Source organism: Hydrogenophaga sp. GW823-FHT04C09 (genome assembly GCF_058796355.1).
The window spans coordinates 224052-248188 of record NZ_JBXAIO010000001.1 but is presented as its reverse complement, the minus strand read 5'-3'; the positions used below and the strand labels follow the sequence as shown (position 1 = coordinate 248188).

Here is a 24137-nt window from a genome sequence, read left to right as displayed (position 1 = left end):
AAGGGATTCGTCTATAGTGCACGAGCACTTTCCAGTGCAGTGCGACAACCTAGTACTACCTCACTGCTGCCCCGTCCCCAAGTGTGCGGAAATGCACTTAATGGCAGGTACTTTCGCGTTGTCACGATGCTACGTTTGGTAACATCATTCTTTCATGAAGGCAGAGACGTTCACGCCTCGCCGCGCGATGGTGGCGGGGGGTGAATCGCAAGGGACGACACGATGAAACGCTGGACCGCTTCACATCCTGACCGCGGAACAACCGTGACCATCGGGACGCCATCTTCAGCCTGGCTGTGGGGCGCGCGATGAACAGCCTGTGGTTGCAACGCTTCACGCCCAGGCCGCAGGCGCGGGCCCGCCTGTTCTGCTTTCCCCATGCCGGGGTGGGCGCGGCCGTGTACCGGCCCTGGTCGCTTGCGCTGCCCGCCGATCTGGAGCTCTGCGCGATCCAGCTGCCTGGCCGCGCCAACCGCCTGAACGAGCCCGCGATGACGCACCTGCCCGAGCTCGTCAGCGCCGTGGTGGCCGCGCTGCAACCCCATCTCGATCTGCCGTTCGCCTTTTTTGGCCACAGCATGGGTGCGGTGCTCTCGAGCGAAGTGGCGCGTGCGCTGCACGCGACCGGCGCGCCGATGCCGCGCCACCTGTTCGTCTCGGGCCGGCGGCCGCCGCACTGGCCCAACCCCGATCCCCTGCTGCACGTCCTGTCGGACGCCGATTTCGTGACCGAGATCAACCGCCGCTACGGTGGCATTCCGCCCGAGGTGGCCGAGCACGAGGAGCTGCTGGCGTTGCTGTTGCCCGCGCTGCGGGCCGACATCCACGCGCTGGAGACCCACCTGCCGCCGGCCTCCCGCGCGCCGCTGGCCTGCCCGGTCACGGTGTTCGGCGGCTCGGACGATCCGCTGACGCCGCGCGCGCACCTGGACGGCTGGCGCGGCGAAACCCAGGGCGCGTTCCGCGTGCGGGTGTTCCCGGGCGATCACTTCTACCTCCAGGCGCAGAAAGATCCGCTGCTGGCCGACCTGTCGGCCACGCTGGCGCCGCTGCTGGCCGAGGCCCGGCCGCGTGAGACCTCGGCATGAACCACCCCTCGAAGGAACCCGTCGCCATCGTGGGCATCGGGTGCCGCTTCCCGGGGGGCGTGATCGACTCCGCCAGCTTCTGGCGGCTTTTGAGCGAAGGGCAGGATGCGATTGGCGAGGTGCCGGCCGACCGCATCGACCTCCAGCGGTTTTTCGACGCGCGCCCCGCGACCCCGGGCCGCATGATGTCGCGGCGCGGTGGCTTCCTCGATCGCATGGACCTGTTCGATGCCGATTTTTTCGGTATTTCGCCGCGCGAGGCGCAGGTGATCGATCCCCAGCAGCGCGTGCTGCTGGAGACGGCCTGGGAGGCGCTGGAAGACGCCGGCCAGGACGTGCCGCAGCTCGAAGGCAGCGACACGGCGGTCTACATCGGCCAGTGGGTCAGTGATTTCGAGTCCCGGCTGTTCGCCCAACCCGAGGCGATCGACTTCCCGTCCACGCTGGGCAGCGGGCGCTACGCCTCGTCGGGGCGCATCTCCTACGTGTTCGGCTTTCGCGGGCCGAGCCTGACGATCGATTCGGCCTGCTCGTCGTCGCTGGCGGCGGTGCACCTGGCCGTGCGCAGCCTGCGCAGCGGCGAGACGCGCCTGGCCCTGGCCGGCGGTGTGAACATGATCCTGCAGCCGCACATCACCATCGGCTACTCGCAGAGTCGCATGATGGCCGCCGACGGCCACTGCAAGTTCGGCGACGCCTCGGGCGACGGCTACGTGCGCAGCGAAGGCGCTGGGCTGGTGGTGCTCAAGCGGCTGGCCGACGCGGTGCGCGACGGCGACCGCATCTACGCGGTGATTCGCGGCAGCGCGGTGAACAACGATGGCCGCAGCAGCGGCGTGATGGGCCGGCCCAGCCGCATCGGCCACGAAGAGATGCTGCGCGCCGCCTACCGCGACGCCGGCGTGGCCGCCTCGCAGGTGTCGTACGTGGAAGCGCATGGCACCGGCACGCGCGCCGGCGACCCGGTGGAGATCGCCGCCTTGGGCGCCGTGCTGGGTGATGCCCGCGAGGCGGGCAGCACCTGCCACATCGGGTCGGTCAAGACCAACATCGGCCACACCGAGGGCGCGGCCGGCGTGGCCGGGCTGATCAAGGCCGCGCTCGCGCTGCACCACGGTGCGGTGCCGGCCAGCCTGCATTTCGTGAATCCCAATCCCGGCGTGCCCTGGGGCGAGCTGCCGTTTCGCGTGCCGACCTCGCTCGCGGCCTGGCCGGCATCGGGCACCCCGCGCGTGGCGGGCGTCAACTCGTTCGGCATCGCGGGCACCAACGCCCACGTCGTGTTGCAGGAGGCGCCGGCGGTCGAGGCGAAGGCTTCGCCCGCCGCCCCCGGCCCGGCGGTGGTGCTTCCGCTGTCCGCCAGGAGCCCGGAGGCCTTGCGCGCGCTCGCTTCCCGGTATGCCGATCGGCTCGCGGACGCGGAGGCCCTGGCGCTGGAGGAACTCTGCCAGGCGGCCGCGCTGCGGCGCTCGGCGCTGGAAGTCCGGGCGGCTTTCGCCGCGCAGGACGCGGCTTCGCTGCGCGAGGCCCTGCAGCGCTTCGCTTCGGGCGAAGGCGAGGGCGTCCAGGCGCGCCCCGGTGAGCGTCCGCGGCTCGCTTTCGTCGTGCCCGGGCAGGGCGCGCAGTGGAGCGGCATGGCGCGGCAGCTGATCGCTCACGAGCCCGTGTTTCGCGACATCCTTTCGCAGTGCGATGCCGCCGCGCGGCCCTACCTGGACGTGTCCATCCTGGCCCTGTTGCAGGCCGAACCCGGCAGCGCCGACGCCCAGCTCGACCGCATCGACGTGGTGCAGCCGGTGCTGGTGTCCCTCGCGATCGCCTACGCGGCGCTGCTGCGCTCCTGGGGCGTGGAGCCCGACGCGGTGGTGGGCCACAGCATGGGCGAGGTGGGCGCGGCCTGCATCGCCGGCGTGCTCGACATCGGGCAGGCCATGCAGATCGTGTGCGCGCGCAGCCGGCTCATGCGGCGCGTCAGCGGCCTGGGCGCCATGGCCCTGGTGGAGCTGTCGATGGAGGATGCGCGCCAGCGCCTGCGAGGCCGGGAAGACCGGTTGTCGGTGGCGGTGAGCAACAGCCCGCGATCCAGCGTCATCTCGGGCGAGCCCGAGGCGGTGCAGGCCGTGATGGCCGAACTCGAGCGCGAGCAGATCTTCTGCCGGTTGGTGAAGGTGGATGTGGCCTCGCACAGCCCGCAGATGGAGCCGCTCGCGCAGGAACTGGCCCAGCAACTCGACGGCCTGTCGCCCTCGGCCGCCCGCTGCCCTCTGTATTCCACCGTGCGCGCGCGCCGCGTCGAGGGCCATGAAATGCCCGCCGCCTACTGGGCGGACAACCTGCGCCGCCCGGTGCTGTTCTCGCACGCCGTGGAGCAGATGCTGACCGAGGGCATCACCGTGTTCGTCGAACTCGGCCCACACCCGGTCCTGCTGCCGTCCCTGCAGCAGACCGCGCAGATCGCCGCGCGCGACATCGCCACCGTGGCCTGCGGCCACCGCGACGAGCCGGCCTGCCTGGGGGCCCGCGCCGCACTGGGCGCCCTGTGGACGCACGGTATTCCCGTGGACTGGCGCGCGAGCCAGCCGGCGCCGGGCCGCTGGGTGGACCTGCCTTCCTATCCCTGGCAGCGAGAACGGCACTGGGCCGACGCGGCCGAGGTGCCGAGCTTCAACGCCAGCGGCGCGCCGGGCCCGACCCGCAAGCCGGACGCCGCTTCGCTGGACTGGCTGTACCAGCTCCAATGGACCGCCAGCGACCCTTCCCACGACAGCGCGCCGCGCGCTTCGCGCTGGCTGGTGGTCGGTGCGGCCGACGAGGCCCTGGTGGCCGCGCTGCGCGCCTCGGGCATGCAGGCGCGCGGCGTGCCGCTGGCCGGGCTGCACGCCGCGCTTGCCGAGCCTTGCGACCATGTGGTGCTCTGGGCGAAAGAGGACGCCACGGCGCCGTTTCTCCCTTTGCAGGCGCTGCGCGCTCTGCGCAGCGCGGGCTCCGACGCCCGCCTCTGGTTCATCACCCAGGCTGCCCAGGCGGTGGTGCCGGGCGAGCGCGTGCAGCTGCAGCAAGGCGCGCTCTGGGGCAGCGCCCGCGTGCTCGCCGAAGAGCACCCCGAACACTGGGGCGGTCTGATCGACCTCGGCGCGGACTTCGACGCCGCCCGCGGCGCAGGCGCGTTGGCGGACCACCTGCTGTGCGCCGATGGCGAAGACCAGGTCGCCTGGCGCGGCCCCTATCGCCATGTCCTGCGCCTGGCGCGCGCCGAGCGCGACCGCCTGGCGCAGCCCTTTGCGTGGCGCGCCGACGCGGCCTACCTCATCACCGGTGGCCTGGGCGGCGTGGCCGGCCACGTGGCACAGGCCATGGTGGAAGGCGGGGCGCGCCGGCTGGTGCTGCTGGGCCGCACCCCCTTGCCCGAGCGCGCGGCCTGGGGCGCGCTCGACCCCGCCAGTACCGAAGGCCGGCGCGTGGCCGCCGTGCGCGCGCTCGAAGCCCTGGGCGCCTCGGTGCACGTCGCCGCGGTGGACGTGGCCGACAAGGATCAGTTGCAAGCCTTCCTCGCGCGCTATGCCGCCGAGGCCTGGCCGGCGATCCGGGGCGTGGTGCACGCCGCCGGCACCTTCGACAACCGCCTGGCCGGCCAGATGGACGAGGCCGCCTTCGACGCGGTGCTGCGGCCCAAGCTGCAGGGCGCGCGCTGGCTGGACCAGCTGCTGCCCGACCTCGACCTGTTCGTCACCTTTTCCTCCACCGGCGCCGTGTTCGCGCAGGCGGGCCAGGCCAACTACGCGGCCGCCAACGCCGGGCTGGACGCGCTGGCGCAGGACCGGCGCGCGCGCGGCCTGCCCGCGCTCAGCATCGGCTGGGGCGTGTGGGCCGGCACCGGCCTCGTGCACGGCGACGCCGGTGCCCGGAACGTCGCGCAGATGGAGCGCCAGGGCATCCGGGCGTTCGAGCCCGCGCAAGGCGCCGCGCTGTTCCCCTGGCTGTGCCAGCGCCGCGAGGCGCACCTGATCGTGGTGCCTCTGGACTGGGCGGCCTTCGCGATGGCACGGGCCGGCCGCTCCGCGCCGCTTTGCCGCGACCTGCTGGCCGCCTTGCCGGCGGCACCGGTCGCCACCACGGGCCTGGGTGAACAACTCGCCACGGCAGCGCCGGCCGAACGGCGCCGCCTGCTGGAGGGCCTGGTGAAGGAAGCCGTGGGGGCGGTGCTGCGCATCGCGCCCGCGCGCCTGGACCCGCGCAAGGCCCTGGGCTCGATGGGACTGAACTCCTTGATGGCCATGGAACTGCGCAACCGGCTCGAAGCCGCCACGGGCCGCTCGCTGTCGGCGACCCTGGCCTGGAACTACCCCACGGTGGAAGCGCTGGCCGCCCATCTGGCGGGCGCCGATGCCGCCGCGCCGGTGGCGCCACCGGCCCAGGATGCCTCCCCACCACCGGCCGCGCCCGTCGTGGCCGCCCTGTCCGATGAAGACGCCTTGCTGGCGCTGCGCGGCAACCGCCGCCGGGGAGGAGGCTGATGGCATCCGACGCGCTCAAAGGCCTGTCCGCGCTCAAGCTCGCGCTGATGGCGCGACAACTGCGCGAATCGGCCGAGCCGGTGCTGCGCGCCGACCCCATCGCGGTGGTCGGCATGGGCTGCCGCACGCCCGGCGGCGTGGAGTCGCCGGCCGATCTGTGGGAACTGCTGCGCGATGGCCGCGAGGCGATCCGCGAAGTGCCCGCCGACCGCTGGGACGGTGATGCCTGGTACAGCACCGATGCCGCCGCACCCGCGAAGTCGCTCACCAAATGGGGTGGCTTCCTCGACCGCATCGACGGCTTCGACGCCGCGTACTTCGGCGTGCTGCCGCGCGAGGCCGAGCGCATGGATCCCCAGCAGCGCCTGTTGCTCGAAGTCGCCATCGAGGCGCTGGACGACGCCGGCCTGTCCGAGGCGCACCTCCAAGGCAGCCGCACCGGCGTGTACATCGCGAGCTACCACAGCGACTACGCGCAGATGCAGCACAACGACCTGGCCGCCGTCGACGCGCGCACGCTCACCGGCACGCTGCACAGCGTGGTCGCCAACCGGCTGTCCTACCTGCTGGACCTGCGCGGCCCCAGCCTGTCGATCGACACCGCCTGCTCGTCCTCGCTGGTGGCGATCCACCTGGCCTGCCAGAGCCTGCGCAGCGGCGAAAGCGATCTCGCGGTGGCCGGTGGCGTGTCGCTGATGATCTCGCCCGAGTTGATGGTCTCGCTGTCCAAGGTCGGCTTCATGGCGCCCGACGGCCGCTGCAAGACCTTCGACGAATCGGCCGACGGCTTCGGCCGGGGCGAAGGCTGTGGCGTGGTGGTGCTCAAGCGCCTGGCCGACGCGGTGGCCGATGGCGACCGCGTGCTCGGCGTGCTGCGCGGCTCGGCCGTGAACTCCGACGGCCACTCCACGCTGCTGGCCGCCCCCAACGGCCTGGCCCAGCAGGCCATGGTGCGCGAGGCGCTGGACAACGCGCAGCTCGAACCCCACCGCATCGGTTTCGTCGAGGCCCATGGCACCGGCACCGCGCTGGGTGACCCGATCGAGGTGGAGGCCCTGGCCGCCACCGTGGGCCAGCCCGCGCCCGGCGCCGGCACCTGCTACATCGGCGCGGCCAAGGCCAACATCGGCCACCTCGAAGCGGGCGCCGGTGTGGTCGGCCTGATCAAGACCGTGCTGGCGCTGCAGCACGAGGCGATCCCGCCGCAACCCAATTTCACCCGCCTGAGCCACCACATCTCGCTCGCCGGCACGCGCCTGGCCGTGGCCACCGCGCTCACGCCCTGGCCGCGTGGCGCACAGGCGCGCTGCGCCGCCGTGAGTTCCTTCGGCGTGGGCGGCACCAACGCCCACGTGATCGTGGAAGAGGCCCCGGCGCTGCCGGCCGAGCCGTCCCCGCCCGGCGACGGCACCGGGCACCTGCTGCCCCTGTCGGCCAAAAGCCCCGAGGCCCTGCGCGCCGTGGCGCAGCGTTGGGCCGGTTTCCTCACCCAGGGCGTGGTGGCCCTGCCCGATGCCGTGTTCACCGCCGCCGAGCGCCGCACGCACCACGATGTGCGCCTGGCCGTGGTCGGCCAGTCGGCTCAAGACATCGCCGCGCGCCTGAACCAGTTCGCGCTCGGCGAAGACGCGCCGGCGCTGGCCAGCGGCCAGCGCTCGTCCATCGCGCTGCCGCGCGTGGCCTTCGTGTTCAGCGGGCAGGGGCCGCAGTGGCACGCCATGGGCCGCGAACTGCTGGCCAGCGAGCCCGTGTTCCGCGCGGTGATGACCGAGTGCGACGCGCTGCTGCGCCCGCTCTCGGGCTGGTCGCTGCTGGACGCCCTGGCGGCGGACGAAGCGCACTCGCGGCTCGGCGAAACCGAGGTCGCGCAGCCCGCGCTGTTCGCTTTGCAAGTGGCGCTGGTGGCGCTCTGGAAATCCTGGGGCATCCAGCCCGATGGCCTGGTGGGCCACAGCATCGGCGAGATGGCCGCGCTGCACGTGGCAGGTGTGCTCCCGTTGCCCGACGCGATCCGCGTGGTCTGGGATCGGGGCCGCACCATGCAGCAGGCCACCGGTCTGGGGCGCATGGCCTCGGTCGGCTTGAGCGCCGAGGCCGCCGACGAATTCGTGAGGCCGTGGAACGGGCAACTCTCCGTGGCCGCGCTCAATGGGCCGCGCAGCGTGGTGCTCTCGGGCGACGCGAAGGCCCTGGACGAGGCGCTCGACCAGCTCACGGCACGCGGTGTGGCCCACCGCATGCTGCCGGTGCAGTACGCCTTCCACAGCGCGCAGATGGCGCCGTTCCAGCAGCGGCTCACCGACGAACTCGCGGGCCTGCGCTGCGCGGCGCCGGGCGTGCCGGTCTACTCCACCGTCACGGGCGCCTTGCTCGACCCGCAGCCGCTCGACGTCGGCTACTTCGGCCGCAACGTGCGCCAGACGGTGCGCTTCGCCCCGGCCATCCAGGCCATGGCGGACGACGGCTTCGACGTGTTCCTCGAAATCGGCCCCCACCCGGTGCTCGGCGCCTCGATCGCCGAATGCCTGGCCGGTGCGGAGGTGGAGCCCCGTTTGCTGACCTCGCTGCGCCGCGGCAAGCCCGAGCGCGAAACCCTGCTGCAGGCCTGCGCCGGCCTGTACGCCGCCGGCCTCATGCCGGCCTGGGACGCGCTCCAGCCCGACGGCGGGCAGGTGGTGCCGCTGCCGGCCTACCCCTGGCAGCGCAAGCGCCACTGGATCCGCCCGCGCCCTGTTTCGACCCCGAGCGTTTCAACGGCACAGGGCGCGGCCGTGCACCCCTTGCTCGGCCGGCGCCTGCCCATGGCGAGCCAGAAGATGCGCATCCACGAGGGTGATGCCTCCGCCGCGCACGCCTGGCTGAACGACCACCGCATCTTCGGCCGCCTGCTGATGCCGGCCGCCGCCATGATGGACGTGCTGGGCGCGGCCGCGCGCGACCTGCTGCGGGCCGACGCCGTGCGGCTCACCGGCTTCACGCTCTCGCGCCCGCTGGTCATCGCCGAGGCGGACGAGCCGGCCACGCGGTGGCAGGTCTCGGCCACGCTGGACGAGGGTGGCGCCGTGGACCTCGAATTGCACCAGGCGCTCGATGGCGATGGGTGGCAGCCGGTGGCGAACGCCCGCGCCGTGGCCGCGAACGGTGCCGAGGTGGCCGATGCCGTGACCACCGACCACACCGTGGACGCCTCGGCGGTCCACCAGCGCTTTGCCGAACTCGGCGTGGCCTTCGGTCCCCGTTTCCGCGTGCTGCGGGACGTGGCGTCCGGCCCTGGCGTGGCCAGCGGCTGGGTGGAACTGCCTGACGAAGGCCTGGCCACGGGCCATGCCCTGCACCCCGTGTTGCTCGATGGCGCGCTGCAGCTCTGTTCCGTGGCCGCGGGCCACGCCGGTGGCGGCCTGCCGCCCAGCCTCTACCTGCCGCTGGGGGTGGACGAGCTGCTGCTGCGCCCGTCGCGGTCGCGGCGCCTCCAGGTGTCGGCGAGCGTGGTCGAGACCGGCAGCTCGCTCACCGCGCGCGTGACCCTCTGCGAACCCGACGGCACCGTGGTCGCCCGCCTGGACGGCATGCGTTTCGCCCCGGCCGACGCCAGCGCCTTCGCGGCCGCCGATGCCAGCGACGGTTTGCTGTACGACCTGGCCTGGCAGCCCCAGCCGCTGCTCGCCGCCACGGCCGATCTGCAAGGCCGCTGGCTGCTGCTGGCCGACCGCTCCGGTGTGGCCGACGAACTCGCGGACCGCCTGACGCAGGCCGGCGCGCAGTGCGTGCGCGTGCGACCGGGCGACTCCCTGGACACCGCCGGCCCGTGGCGCGGCGTGGTGCATCTCTGGAGCCTGGACACGGCGCCGCTCGACGGGCCCGCCGAGCACGACGACGACTGGCTCACCGTGGGCAGCGCGCTCGCGCTGGTGCAGGGCCTGGGCGCCGCGCCCGCGCCGCTGTGGCTGGTGAGCCGGGGCGCGCAGGCGGTCAGCGGCCAGGAAGCCGCCGACGCCCTGCGGCCGCGTGCGGCCGGCCTCTGGGGCCTGGCGGGCGTGGTGGCGGTCGAGCACCCGGAACTGCAGGTCCATGCGATCGACCTGGACCCCACGGACACCGCGAACGCGGCCCTGAACCTGTTGACCGAATTGCGGCAACCCCCCGCGTCCCCGCAGCGCATCGCCCTGCGTGGCGCGCAGCGCTGGGCGGCCCGGCTGGTGCGCCACCGCCGGGGCGAGGGTGCGCGCCGCAGCGAGCCCCGCCACTGGGTGGTGGCCCAGGCCGGCACGCTCGACGGTGCGCGGCTGCAGGCCTCCACGCCCCACCGCCTGCAGGCCGGCGAAGTGCGCCTGCGCGTGCGCGCGGCCGGCATCAATTTCCGCGACGTGCTGCTCACCCTGGGCATGTACAGCGCGCCCGGCGTGCCGCTGGGCGCCGAGTGCGCCGGGGAGGTCACCGACATCGGCGCGGGCGTCGAGGGGCTCGCGGTGGGCGACACCGTGTTCGGTTACGCGCCCGGCAGCCTGGGCACGGACGTGACCGTGCCGGCGGCCTTTCTCGCCAAGCTGCCGGCCGGCATGGCCGTGGAAGACGCCGCGGCCCTGCCGGTGGCGTTTCTCACCGCCCACCACGGCCTGCACCGCCTCGCCCAACTGCGGCCGGGCCAGCGCGTGCTGATCCACGCCGCCGCCGGTGGCGTGGGCCTGGCCGCGGTGCAGCTCGCGCTGCGCGCGGGCGCCCAGGTGTTCGCCACGGCGGGCTCGCCCGACAAGCGCGAGCTGCTGCGCCGGATGGGCGTGGCGCAAGTGATGGATTCGCGTTCGCTCGCCTTCGCCGACGAGCTGCGCGCCGCCACGAACGGGCAGGGCGTGCACGTGGTGCTCAACTCCCTGGCCGGCGATTTCATTCCCGCCACGCTGGGCGCGCTGGGCCAGGGCGGCACTTTCCTGGAACTGGGCAAGCGCGACATCCTGACCGTGGACAGCGCCGCCGCGCTGCGGCCCGATGTGCGCTACCACGCCTACGACCTGGGCTCCGAAGCCCAGGCCGACCACGGCCTGCTGCGGCCCATGTTCGACGACCTGCTCGAGGCCTTCGCCGATGGCAGTCTTGCGCCCCTGCCGGTGCGGATCTACCCACTGGAAGGCGCGCAGGAAGCCTTCCGCTTCATGGCGCAAGCGAAGCACGTGGGCAAGATCGTGCTGCGCGTGCCGCAGCCGGCGGCGATCGCCGCCGACGCCACCTACTGGATCACCGGCGGCCTGGGTGGCCTGGGCCTGGAAACGGCGCGCTGGCTGGTCGCCTCGGGCGCGCGCCACCTGGCGCTCAGCGGCCGCTCGGCGCCTGGCGACCACGCGCGGGCGGTGATCGCCGAACTGCGCGCGCAGGGCGCCACCGTGAACACCTTCGAGGCCGACGCCGCCGACCGCGAGCGCATGGCCTCGGTGCTCGAGAGCCTTTCACGCACCATGCCGCCGCTGCGCGGCGTGGTGCACGCCGCCGGCGCCTTGGACGACGCCGTGCTGCTGCGCCAGACCTGGCCGCGCTGCCAGGCCGTGCTGCGCGGCAAGGCCCACGGCGCCTGGGTGCTGCACGATCTCACGCGCCACCTGCCGCTCGATCTCTTCGTGCTCTATTCCGCCGCCGGCCTGTGGCTGGGCGCGGCGGGGCAGGGGGCCTACCCGGCCGCGAACGCCGAACTCGATGCCCTGGCCCACGCGCGCCATCGCCAGGGCCTGCCCGCCCTGAGCGTGGCCTGGGGCGCCTGGGCCGAGGTCGGCATGGCCGCCCAGTCGGCCAGCAGCGGCCACGGCGCGTGGGCCGCGCGCGGCCTGGGCCAGATCACGCCCGCCACCGGCTTCGCCGCGCTGGCGCAGCTGCTGCAGGAGGGCACCGCCCATGCGCTGGTGCTGCCGATCGACTGGACGCGCTTCCTGGCGCAGTTGCCGGCCGGGGCCGACGCGGGCTTCTTCCAGACCCTGGCCACCGCCATGCCCACCACGGCGCCCGCTGCCCCGCCCGCCGGGCCAGCGGTGCTGGAGCGGCTGCAGGCCATGCCCAGCGGCCAGCGCCGCGCGGCCCTCATCGCCTACCTGAGCGAGCGCACCTTGCAGGTGTTGGGCCTGGAATCGGCACAGCCGCTGCAGCCCCGCATCGCACTCAAGGAAGTCGGCCTCGACTCCCTGATGGCGGTGGAGCTGCGCAACGCCCTGGCCAAAGCCTTCGCGCACCCGCTGCCGGCCACGCTGCTGTTCGACTACCCCACGCTCGACGCCCTGGCCACCAGCCTGCTGCGCACGCTGGGCCTGGAGGTCGAGGCGGCGCCCGCGCAATCGTTCGCCGCGCCCGCCGCCGCGCCGCCCGCGCTCGATGAACTGGCCGACCTCAGCGATGAAGAAGCCGAAGCCCTCTTGTTGAAGGAACTCGAAAGCGGGTCCTCGGAGCACACATGACAGACACCCCGCCGGGCGCCGAAGCGCTCACCCCCGTCAAGCGCGCGCTGCTCGAGATCCGCGATCTCAAGGCCCAGTTGGCCCGCGCGCAGGCGGCGCTGCACGAACCCATCGCCATCGTCGGCATGGGCATGCGCCTGCCCGGCGGTGTGCACGACGCCGAGAGCTTCGCCGAGCTGCTGTGGTCGGGCACCGACGCGATCCAGGGCATCCCGGCGGACCGCTGGTCGCTCGACGCGCTCTACGCCGAAGACCCGGACGCGCCGGGCAAGATGACCACGCGCTTCGGCGGCTTCATCGACCAGGTGGACCGCTTCGACGCCGAGTTCTTCGGCATCTCGCCGCGCGAGGCCGCCAGCATGGACCCGCAGCAGCGCCTCATGCTGCAGGTGAGCTGGGAGGCGCTGGAAGACGCTGGCCACGCCGGCCCCGAACTCGCGGGCTCGCGCACCGGCGTCTACCTGGGCGTGAGCAACAACGATTACGGCCGCGCGCTGTTCGCCCACCGCGAGCTGATCGACGCCTACTTCAGCACCGGCAACGCCTACAGCGTGGTGGCCGGCCGGCTGTCCTACTTCCTGGGCTTGCAGGGGCCGGCGGTGGTGGTGGACACCGCCTGCTCCTCCTCGCTGGTGGCCCTGCACCAGGCCTGCCAGGCGCTGCGCGCGGGCGAGTGCGACCGGGCGCTCACCGGGGCGGTGAACCTGATCCTCACGCCCGAGATGAACATCAACTTCTCGCGCGCCCGCATGATGGCGGCCGATGGCCGCTGCAAGACCTTCGACGCCGAGGCCGACGGCTACGTTCGCGGCGAAGGCTGCGCGGTGCTCGTGCTGCGCCGCCTCTCGGACGCGCTGGCGCAGGGCGACCGTGTGCTGGCCGTGGTGCGCGGCAGCGCGCTCAACCAGGACGGCCGCAGCGGCGGCCTGACCGCGCCCAACGGCCCGGCCCAGGAGGCCGTGCTGCGCGCGGCGCTGGCCTCGGCCCGGGTGCCGGCGAGCGCGATCGGTTATGTGGAAGCGCACGGCACCGGCACGCCGCTGGGCGACCCGATCGAGGTGGGCGCGCTCGGCGCGGTGCTGGGCGAGGGCCGCAGCGCGGCGCAGCCGCTGCCCATCGGCTCGGTCAAGACCAACATCGGCCACCTGGAAGCGGCCGCCGGCATGGCCGGCGTGATCAAGGTGGTGCTGGCGATGCAGCGGCGCGAGATCCCGCCGCACCTGCACTTCCGCACCGGCAGCCCGCACATTGCGTGGGACCGCCTGGCGCTGACCGTGCCCGCGCAGGTCACGCCCTGGGCGCCGATCGAAGGCCGGCGCCTCGCGGGCGTGAGCTCGTTCGGCTTCAGCGGCACCAACGCCCACGTCATCCTCGAAGAAGCCCCGCAGAAGACACCCGCCCCGGCGGGCAAGGACCGCCCGCTGCACCTGCTGGCGCTCTCCGCGCGCGACGGCGCCACGCTGCAGGAACTGGTGCGCCGCCACGAGGCCGCGCTGGCCACGGCCACCGCGCCCCTGGCCGACCTCTGTTTCACCGCCAACGCCGGCCGGGCCCACTTCAGTCACCGCGTGGCCGTGGTCGGTGCCGACCTCGACGGGATCCGCCAGGGCCTGGCCCAGGCCGAGGCCAGCCAGGTGCAAGGCGCGCAGCGCCCGCAGGTGGCCTTCCTGTTCACCGGGCAGGGCGCCCAGTACGCCGGCATGGGCCGGGCCCTGTACGACAGCGCGCCGGTGTTCCGCCAGGCGCTGGACGACTGCGCCGCACGCCTCGCGCCCCTGCTGCCGCGTGGCCTGCTGGAGGTGATCTTCGCCGCGCCCGGCGAGGCCTCGCCGATCAACGACACGCTCTACGCGCAGCCCACCACCTTCGCCATCGAGTACGCGCTGGCCGCGCTCTGGCGCTCCTGGGGCATCGAGCCGGTGGCCGTGATGGGCCACAGCCTGGGCGAGTACGCCGCCGCCTGCGTGGCCGGCATGCTCCCGCTCGACGACGCGCTGCGCCTGGTCACCGAGCGCGGCCGCCTCACGCACGCGCTGCCCGCCGACGGCGGCATGGCCGCGGTCTTCGCGCCCGAGGCGGTGGTGACGGCCGAGCTGGCCCGTGCCGGCGGCGCGCTGACCATCGCCGCCTACAACGGCCCCGAGCACTTCGTCGTCAGCGGCCTGCGCACCGAGGTGGACGCGCTGCTGGCCCACCTGGAGCGCGCCGGTGTGCGCGCGAAGGCGCTGCGCGTGCCGCACGCGGCGCATTCGCGCTGGATCGAGCCGGTGCTGCCCGAGTTCGGCCGCGCGCTCGAAGGCGTGCGCTTCTCGGCGCCGCAGATCGCGCTGGTGTCCAACCTCACGGGCCAGTTCGCGGGCGTGGAAGAGATCGGGCGCCCGGGCTACTGGCTGGACCACATGCGCCAGCCCGTGCGCTTCGAGCAGTCCCTGCAGGTGCTGCTGGCCCAGGGCATCACGCACTTCATCGAGATCGGCCCACACCCCGTGCTGCTGGGCATGGGCGCCGAATGCGCCGCTGGCGCGCCGGTCGAATGGCTGCCCTCGCTGCACCGCGAGCGCGCCGACTGGACCGACCTGCTCGAAGGCCTGCAGCGCCTGTACCTCGCGGGCACGGACGTGAACTGGGCCGCGCTCGACGCCGGCCAGGCCCGCCAGCGCGTGGCCCTGCCCACGTACCCCTTCCGCGAGCGCCGCCACTGGATGGACGTGGTGGGCCAGCCGGCCGCCCCGGCCGACGGTGCCGCCCGCCGCTGGGACACGCTCACGCGCGCGCTCCAGCGCCAGGCCGAACGCGGCCCGCTCGACCTGAACGCCGCCTCCTACCCCGCCAAGTGGGCCTGCCTGGAGCGCATCACCTCGGCCCACGCCGTGCGCACCCTGCGCGATGGCGGGCTGTTCAAGGCGGCGGGCGAGCGCCACAGCCTGGCCCAGGTGCTGCAGCGCGCGGGCATCGCCGAGACCTATGGCCACCTGGTGCAGCGCTGGCTGGACCGGCTGGTCGCCCAGGGCGATCTCGTGCAGGAGGGCGACAGCTTCGTGGCATCCGCGCCGCTGGCCGAGCCCGACCTGGCCGCGCTCTGGCGCGAGGCCGAGGCGCTGTTCGCCGACAACCAGCCCCTGCTGGCCTACGTGCGCCACTGCGGCGAACTCGTGAGCCCGGTGCTGCGCGGCGGCGAGAGCCCGCTGGAAACCCTGTTCCCCGGTGGCGGCTTCGAGCTGGCCGAGGGCCTGTACGAGCGCTCGGCCACCATGCGCTACATCAACGCGCTCGCGGCCTCGGGTTTCGAGGCCCTGGGCGCCTCGGTGGCACCGGGGCGCCAGCTGCGCGTGCTCGAGGTCGGTGCCGGCACCGGCGGCACCACCGCCTCGCTGCTGCCCGCCTTGCCGGCCGACCGCACGGCGTACCGCTTCACCGACGTGTCCGACTTCTTCATGGACCGGGCGCGCGAGCGCTTCGCGGCGTACCCCTTCGTGAGCTACGGCGTGCTGGACATGGACCGCGATCCGCTGGAGCAGGGCGTCGCGCCGCACAGTTTCGACGTCATCGTCTCGGCCAACGCGGTGCACGCCAGCAAGGACCTGCGCCTGACCCTCTCGCGCCTGCACCAGCTGCTGGCCCCGGGCGGCGTGCTGCTGCTGGTCGAGTCCACCGTGCACATGGCCTGGTTCGACATGACCACCGGCCTGATCGAAGGCTGGCAGCATTTCGCCGACGACCTGCGCACCGACAACCCGCTGCTGCCGCCCGCCACCTGGCTGCAGGCGCTGCGCGACGCCGGTTTCGACGCCGCGGGCGCCTGGCCCCAGGCCGGCTCCAGCGCCGAGTGGCTGGGCCAGCACGTCATCGTCGCGCGCGTGCCCGGCGATGCGTCGGCGGGCACGCCGGCGGCGCAGGCCGGCGAGGTGTCCGAGGCGATGGCGCCCAGCGCCACCCCGGCCCAGACCCCCGCCGGCGCCCTGCGCGAGCAGCTGGAAGCGGCCCTGCCGGGCGAACGTCTGGAGCTTTTGCGTGAATTCGTGCGCGATCGGGTCGTGCGTGTGCTGCGCCTGGACAAAAACGACACACCAGGGCGGCATGATCGCCTGATGGACCTGGGTTTCGACTCTCTGATGGCGGTGCAGCTGCGCAACCAGCTGGGCGCCAGCCTGGGCCTGGACAAGCCCTTGCCCGCCACCCTGATGTTCGACTACCCGACGATCGACGCCCTGGCCAGCCACCTGCTGGGCCGCCTGGCGCCGCCCGAGGCCCCGGTGCCGGGGGCCCCGACGGGCATGGAAGTTGCACCCGCCCCGGCGGTGCTGGGAGAGGCCGCGGTCGCGGCCATGAGCGATGCGGACATCGAGGCCCTGCTCCTCGACCGCCTGGGAAAACCATGAACGACGAGCGTCCGAACCCCGCTGCGGCGCCGCAGGAGCCTGCGGCCCTGTCGCCCCTCAAGCGCGCCTTCCTGGCCCTGGAGGACGCGCAGTCGCGCCTGGCGGCCATGGAGCGCGCCGCGCGCGAGCCGATCGCGGTGATCGGTCTGGGCTGCCGCGTGCCCGGCGGCGGGAACGACGCCGACAGCTTCTGGCGCCTCATGCGCGACGGTGTGGACGCCATCGGCCCCACGCCCGCCGACCGCTGGGACATGGACGCGCTCTACGACGCCGACCCCGAAGTCCCGGGCCGCATCGCCACGCGCCAGGGCGGCTTCCTCGGCCCGGTGGACCAGTTCGACGCCGGCTTCTTCGGCATCGCCCCGCGCGAGGCGCAAGGCATGGACCCGCAGCAGCGCCTGCTGCTCGAAGTGAGCTGGGAAGCGCTGGAGAACGCCGGCCAGGCGCCCGACCGGCTCGAAGGCTCGCGCACCGGCGTCTACGTGGGCGTGACCGCCAGCGACTACGCCTACATGCAGCTCATGAGCGGCGACCGCTCGCTGCTCGACGCGCACTTCACCTCCGGCATGGCGCACAGCATCGTCTCCGGCCGCCTCTCGTACCTGCTGGGCCTGCAGGGCCCCAGCCTGACGCTGGACACCGCCTGCTCCTCCTCGCTGGTGGCCGTGCACCTGGCCTGCCAGGCCCTGCGCAGCGGCGAGTGCCGCATGGCGCTGGCCGGCGGCGTCAACCTCATCCTCTCGCCCGACCTGTACATCGCGCTGTCGCACTCGCGCATGCTCGCGCCCGACGGCCGCTGCAAGACCTTCGACGCCTCGGCCGACGGCTTCGCGCGCGGCGAAGGCTGCGGCATGGTGGTGCTCAAGCGCCTGAGCGACGCCCAGGCCGATGGCGACCGCGTGCTGGCCGTCATTCGCGGCAGCGCGGTCAACCAGGACGGCCCCAGCAGCGGCCTGACCGCGCCCAACGGCCCGGCGCAGGAAGCCGTGATCCGCGAGGCGCTGGCCCGCGCGGGCGTGGCACCCCACGAAGTGGGCCTGGTCGAGGCGCACGGCACCGGCACCCAGCTCGGCGACCCGCTGGAGGTGCAGGCCCTGGGCGCGGTGTTCGGCAAGGACCGCGAGCAGCCGTTGTGGCTGGCCTCGGTCAAGACCAACATCGGCCACCTGGAAGCGGCCGCCGGCATCACCGGCCTCATCAAGCTGGTGCTCTCGCTGCAGCACCGCGAGATCCCGGCCCACCTGCATTTCAAGACGCCCAGCCCGCACATCCCCTGGGCCGACCACGCGCTGCGCGTGCCCACCGAGCACACGCCCTGGCAGCCCATCGACGGGCGCCGCATCGCTGGCGTGAGCTCCTTCGGCTTCAGCGGCACCAACGCCCACGTGGTGCTCGAAGAAGCGCCCGAGGCCCCCGCGCTGCCGGCCCGCCCGGCGCGCACCGCGCACCTGATGGCGCTGTCGGCGCGAGACGAGACCGCGCTCGCCGCCCTGGCCGCGAGTTACGCCAAGGCCCTGCGTGGCCGCGACGACGCCGAGCTGGCCGACATCTGCTTCACCGCCAACGTCGGTCGTTCGCACTTCGCGCAGCGTGCCACCGTGCTGGCCCACAGCGTGGCCGAACTCTGCGAGCGCCTCGACGCGCTCGCGCGCGGCGCCGAAACCGAGGGCGTGAAAACCGCCCGCGTGACGCGCCGCGACCCGCCACGCATCGCCTTCCTGTTCACCGGCCAGGGCGCGCAGTACGCCGGCATGGCCCGAGGCCTGTACGACAGCGAACCGGTGTTCCGCGCCGCGCTGGACCGTTGCGCCGCCTTGCTCGCGCCGCAGCTCGAACGGCCCTTGCTGTCCGTGCTGTTCCCGGCCGAGGGCGAGACCTCGCCGCTCAACGAGACCGCCTACACCCAGCCCGCGCTGTTCGCGGTCGAATACGCGCTCACCGAATGGTGGCGCACCTGGGGCGTCGCGCCGCAGGCGGTGATCGGCCATTCGGTGGGCGAACTCGTGGCGGCCTGCGTGGCCGGCGTGTTCAGCCTGGAAGACGCGCTGCGCCTGATCGCGGTGCGCGGCCGCCTGATGCAGGCGCTGCCCGCCGGCGGCGGCATGGCGGCGATCTTCACCACCGAGGAACAGGCGAAAAAAGCCATCGAACCCTACCGCGACAGCGTGTCGCTGGGCGCCGTCAACGGCGTGGACCAGGTCGTGATCTCCGGCGTGCAGGCCGACGTGGACGCGGTCTGCCGCGAACTGGCGGGGCAGGGCGTGCGCACCCAGGCCCTGACCGTCTCCCACGCCTTCCACTCGCCCCTGGTCGAGCCCATGCTCGACGCCTTCGAGCGCGAGGCGGCGCAGCTGCGCTTCTCGCGCCCCGGCCTGCGCGTGGTGTCCAACCTCAGCGGCGCGCTGGCGAGCGAGGCGTTCACCCGCGCCAGCTACTGGCGCCAGCACGTGCGCGAGGCGGTGCGTTTCGGCGACGGCCTGCAGGCGCTGGCCGCGTTGCGGCCGGACGTGTGCATCGAGATCGGCCCGCACCCCACCTTGCTGACCATGGCCAGCCGCGCCTGGGGCGATGCCGGCCCCACGCTGGTCGCGTCCCTGCGCAAGGGGCGCCACGACGGCGAACAGATGCTCGACGCCGTCGGCGCGCTGTACCTGGCCGGTGCCGACTTGAACTGGCGCGCCGGTGGCCCCGGCCGCACGGTGGACCTGCCGTCCTACCCCTTCCAGCGCGAGCGCTGCTGGTTCCAGGCCAAGCCACCCGCGCCGGTGCCCGCGGTGCGCGGCCGGGGCACGGGCCATCCCTTGCTCGGCACGCGGTTGCGTGGCGCGGGCAGCGAAACGGTTTTTGAATCCCGCCTGAGCGCGGACGAGCCCATTTTCATGCGCGAACACCGGGTGCAAGGCCACGTGGTCGTGCCGGCCACCGCCTACCTCGACACCTTGCTGACCGCCGCGCGCCAGCTGTTCGGCCAGGGGCCGGTGGCGGTCGAAGACATCACCGTGCAGGAAGCGATGCTGCTGGCCGACGACGGCGCCGCGCGCACGCTGCAGGTGGTCTGCGGCGCGGCGCGGCAGGGCGGCGCGGTGGCGGTCACGCTCAGCAGCCTGGGTGAAGACGCCGCCGACGCCGAACCCTGGGTGGCCCATGTGTCGGGCACCTTGCGCGCGGGCGCCGCGCCGGCTTCGACGGCTTCCCTGGCGGCCCTGAAGGCCGCATGTTCGGAGCCGGTGGACATCGCCGGTTTCTACGAAGGTTTCGCGCGCCGTGGCCTGGACTTCGGCCCCGGCTTCCAGTCCATTCAAACCCTGTGGCGCGGGCCGTCGCAGGCGGTGGGCGAGATCGTCCTGACCGATGCGCTGGCCCGGGAAACCGGCGCCTACGGCATGCACCCCGTGCTGCTCGACGGCTGCCTGCAGGTGCTGGCCGCCGCGCTGCCCACCGACGGCGAGGAAGGCCTGTACCTGCCCATCGGCATCGGCCGCTTCGCGCTGCACGGCACGCCCGGCGCGCGCTGCTGGAGCCATGTGAACGTGCTCGCCAGCAGCGCCGAATCGAGCCGCGCCACCGTCACCGTCTGGCAGGCCGACGGCACGCTGCTGGCCGAGCTGGCCGACGTGCAACTCAAGCGCGTCTCGCGCGACGCGCTGGCGCGCCTGGGCGAGCGCTGGCTCGACGACTGCCTGTACGAGACCGTGTGGCGCGCCGCGCCGGCGCTGGTGCAGGACGCCGCGCCGCAGGCCCCGCTACCGCTGCTGAGCGCCCAGGCCATGCAGGCCTTGCCCGCGCTGCGCCAATCGGCGCGCCTGGACGCCTACGACGCCTTCATTCCCCAGCTCGAAGCCTTGTGCGCCGAGTACGTGGTGCGCACGCTCTCGCGCCTGGGCTGGGCGCCCGCCGTGGGCGAACACGCCACCGAAGCCACCCTGGCCGCGCGCCTGGGCGTGCAGGCGCGCCACCACCGCCTGTTCGGCCGCCTGCTGGCCATCCTAGGCGAGGTGGGCCTGCTGGCCCGCGAGGCTTCCGGCTGGGTGGTGCGCCGTGCCCTGCACGAGGCGCAGCCCGAGACCGAACTGGCGCGCCTGAAGGCCGCCTACCCGGACGCCACCGCCGAGCTGGAGATGACCGGCCGCGTGGCCGCCGAGATGGCCGAGGCCCTGCGCGGCGAACGTGAGCCCATGCAATTGCTGTTCCCCGGCGGTTCGCTGGACACCGCCGAGCGCATGTACCGCGACGCGCCCACCGCCCAGGTCTTCAACGGCCTGATGACCGAGGTCATGCTGGCCGTGATGGCCCACCAGGCCGCGGGCAGCGGCCGGCCGCTGCGCATCCTGGAAATCGGCGGTGGCACCGGCGGCACCACCGCGCGCGTGGCGCCGCGCCTGCCCACGCAGGGCGTGGAATACACCTTCACCGACATCGGCCCGCTGTTCGTGGCGCGCGCCAGGGAACGTTTCGCCGCGCACGGCTTCATGCGCTTCGCGGTGCTCGACCTCGAACAGGACCCGAAGTCGCAGGGCTTCGATCCGCAGAGCTTCGACGTGGTCATCGCCGCCAACGTGATCCACGCCACCGCCGACCTGCGCCGCACGCTCGACCGCGTGCGCGGCCTGCTCGTGCCCGGCGGCCTGCTGGCCATGCTGGAGGTGACGGCACCGCAGCGCTGGTTCGACCTCACCGTGGGCCTCACCGAAGGCTGGTGGGCCTTCGACGACACCGACCTGCGGCCCGACTACGCCACCCTGCCGCGCGAGGCCTGGCTCTCGCTGCTGGCCGACCGGGGCTTCGAAGAACGCACGGCCCTGCCCGAAGGCGGCGGCCACCAGGGCACGCTGGCCCTGCAGTCGCTGCTGCTGGCGCGCGCCGCCGGCCCGGCCGCGCGCCGCTGGCTGCTGTGGGCCGACGAAGGCGGCGTGGCCGCAAAACTGGCCGATCGACTGCGCGCTCGCGGCGATCAGTGCGTGCTGGTGCGCGCGGGTGAACGCTTCATGTCGGGTGCCGACGGCACCCTCAGCATCAACCCGGCGTCCGCCGCCGACCACCGCCGCGTGTTCAGCGAGCTGCAGGCCGCGGGCCAGGCGGTGCACGGCGTGGTGCACGCCTGGTCGCTCGACGCCGAGCCCTGGGAAGGTCTCTCGGCCAGCCAGCTGAGCGCCGCGCAGACCGTGGGCGCCGTGAGCGGCACCCTGCTGGCGCAGGCGCTCATCGGCCTGGGCGCGCCGCCCCCCTTGTGGTTCGCCACGCGCGGTGCCCAGCGCACCGACGAGGGCGATCGCGCGCTCAACCCGGCGCAGGCACCGGTGTGGGGCCTGGCCAAGGCGGTGGCGCTGGAACACCCCGAACTGCGTTGTGCCTGCGTGGACCTGGAAGAGGGCGCGGAGATCGAGGCCCTGCTGGCCGAACTCGACGCGCCGGCGGCCGGCCCGTCGGCGTCGAAGCAGATCGCCTGGCGCGCGGGCGAACGCCGCGCCGCGCAACTGGCGCACCTGCGGCGCTCAGCCGTCACGGGCAGCACCGGCCGCCCGGCCGCCTACCGCCTCGCGCCCGCCGTCCGGGGCGCGCTCGACGAACTCGGCCTGCAGCCGCTGGAGCGCCGCGCGCCCGGTGCCGGCGAGGTCGAGATCGCGGTGGAGGCCACGGGCCTGAATTTCAAGGACGTGCTCAACGTGCTGGGCATGTACCCCGGCGACCCGGGCCCGCTGGGCGGCGAGTGCGCCGGCCGCGTGAGCGCGGTGGGCCCCGGTGTGACGCACCTGCGCGTGGGCGATGCCGTGCTGGCCGTGGCCGGCGGCAGCTTCGCCTCGCACGTCATCGCGCGCGCCGCCTTCGTGCAGCCCCGGCCGGCCGGCCTGAGCGCGGAAGAGGGCGCGTCCTTCCCGATTCCTTTCGTCACCGCCGAGTTCTGCCTGGGCCACCTGGCCGGCATGAAGGCCGGCGACCGCGTGCTGATCCACGCGGCGGCCGGCGGTGTCGGCATGGCGGCGGTGCGGCTGGCGCAGCGCGCCGGTGCCGAGGTGTTCGCCACCGCCGGCTCCGAAGCGAAACGCGAGCTGCTGCGCGCCATGGGCGTGCCGCACGTGATGGATTCGCGCAGCGCCGACTTCGCCGACGAGGTGCTCGCGCTCACGCAAGGCCGGGGCGTGGACACCGTGCTCAACGCGCTCTCGGGCGAGCTGATCGACGCGGGCTTTCGGGCGCTGGCCGATGGCGGCTGCTTCGTCGAGATCGGCAAGCGCGGCATCAAGACACCCGAGTGGGTGCAGGCGCTGAACCGGGGCCTGCGCTACCACATCGTGGACTGGGGCGAAACCGGCGAGCGCGACCCGGCGCTCATTGGCGGCATGCTGGCGCGCCTCGTGGCCGAGCTGGGCGAAGGCCGGCTGGCCCCGCTGCCGCGCCACGTGTTCGCGCTGGACGAGGCCGAGCGCGCCTTCCGTTTCATGGCCCAGGCCAAACACACCGGCAAGGTCGTGGTGCGCCACGGCGCGGCCGCGCCGGCCTCGGTGCGCCGCGACGGCACCTACCTCATCACCGGCGGCCTGGCCGGGCTGGGCCCGGTGGTGGCGCGCCGGCTCGCCGAGCAGGGCGCGGGCCGCGTGGTGCTGATCAGCCGCCGGGGCGTCACGCCCGAGGTGGCGCCCGTGCTGGATGAGATCCGCGCGCTGGGCACCACCGTGGTGGCCGAGGCGGTGGACGTGAGCGATGGCGAGGCCATGACCGCGCTGCTCGCGCGCATCCGCGCCAACGGCCCGCCGCTGCGCGGCGTGGTGCACAGCGCCGGGGTGCTGGACGACGCGGGCCTGCTGCAGCAGGACGCGGCGCGCTTCGAGCACGTCTTCGCGCCCAAGGTGCGCGGCGGCTGGCTGCTGGATCAGCTCACCCGCAGCGACGCGCTGGACTTCTTCGTGTTGTTCTCCTCCGTGGCGGCCGTGCTCGGCTCGCGCGGTCAGGCCAACCATTCGGCGGCCAACGCCTTCCTCGATCTGCTGGCCCACGAGCGCCAGGGCCGGGGCCTGCCGGGCCTGAGCATCAACTGGGGCGCCTGGACGGAAGTGGGTGCGGCGGCGGATCGCCAGCTCGCGCAGCGCCTGGCCGCGCAGGGCATCGGCGCGCTCACGCCGCCGCAGGGCCTGCTGGCTTTCGAGCGCCTGCTGGCCCAGGGCGAGGCCCAGGCCGCCGTGCTGCCGATCGAGTGGCCGCGCTACCTGCAGGCGATGGGCCTGGCGACGCCGCCGGCCTTCCTGGCCGGCGTGGCCGGGCAGGGCGCCGTCGCGGTGGCTGCCGCCAAGGCCGGCGCTAGCGCACCGGCCGCCGGCCTGCGCCAGCAGCTGCAGGACGCACCGCCCGGGCGCCGTCGCCCGCTGGTGGCGGCCTTCGTGCGCGAGCGCGCGCTCAAGGCGCTGGGCGTGGACCCGGCCCGCGCGGTCGATCCGCGCACGCCGCTGGGCGAACTCGGCCTGGACTCGCTGCTCGCGGTGGAACTGAGGAACACGCTGGGCTCGGCGCTGGGGCAGACGCTCTCGGCCACCCTGCTGTTCGACTACCCGACCATCGACACGCTCACCGACTACCTGCTCAACGACGTGATCCAGCCGCCCGCGCCCGCAGCGCCCGAGGCGGTGGCGGTCGCGGTCGAAGAGCCGGCCAGCATGGTGGACGCGATCGAAGACCTTTCCGACGAAGAAGTGGACCGCTTGCTCGCGCAACGCGCGCAACGCAAGGGATGAA

Annotated in this window: 5 protein-coding genes; all 5 read left to right on the top strand. The window is 73.7% G+C overall.

The features are described from left to right. The first annotated feature begins 308 nt into the window (after positions 1 to 308). From AC1Q9M_RS00990 to AC1Q9M_RS00970, 5 genes are read left to right on the top strand one after another with little or no spacing between them, the layout of a single operon-like run. Entirely contained in the window at positions 309 to 1088 is a 780-nt protein-coding gene (locus AC1Q9M_RS00990) for a thioesterase II family protein (protein ID WP_382158230.1), read from the top strand. After that, entirely contained in the window at positions 1085 to 5602 is a 4518-nt protein-coding gene (locus AC1Q9M_RS00985) for a type I polyketide synthase (protein WP_492431990.1), read from the top strand. Before AC1Q9M_RS00990 ends, AC1Q9M_RS00985 begins: the two co-directional genes overlap by 4 nt. Then, positions 5602 to 12033: an SDR family NAD(P)-dependent oxidoreductase gene (locus AC1Q9M_RS00980; protein WP_492431988.1), complete on the top strand. Its 6432-nt coding sequence runs from the start codon at positions 5602 to 5604 to the stop codon at positions 12031 to 12033. Before AC1Q9M_RS00985 ends, AC1Q9M_RS00980 begins: the two co-directional genes overlap by 1 nt. Further along, a complete protein-coding gene (locus AC1Q9M_RS00975; protein ID WP_492431986.1) occupies positions 12030 to 16412 on the top strand; it encodes a type I polyketide synthase in 4383 nt (1460 codons plus the stop codon). Before AC1Q9M_RS00980 ends, AC1Q9M_RS00975 begins: the two co-directional genes overlap by 4 nt. Next, positions 16409 to 24136, top strand: a complete 7728-nt coding sequence (locus AC1Q9M_RS00970; RefSeq protein ID WP_492431985.1) for an SDR family NAD(P)-dependent oxidoreductase — start codon at positions 16409 to 16411, stop codon at positions 24134 to 24136. The genes AC1Q9M_RS00975 and AC1Q9M_RS00970 overlap by 4 nt, the downstream gene beginning before the upstream one ends. Position 24137 lies beyond the last annotated feature (1 nt).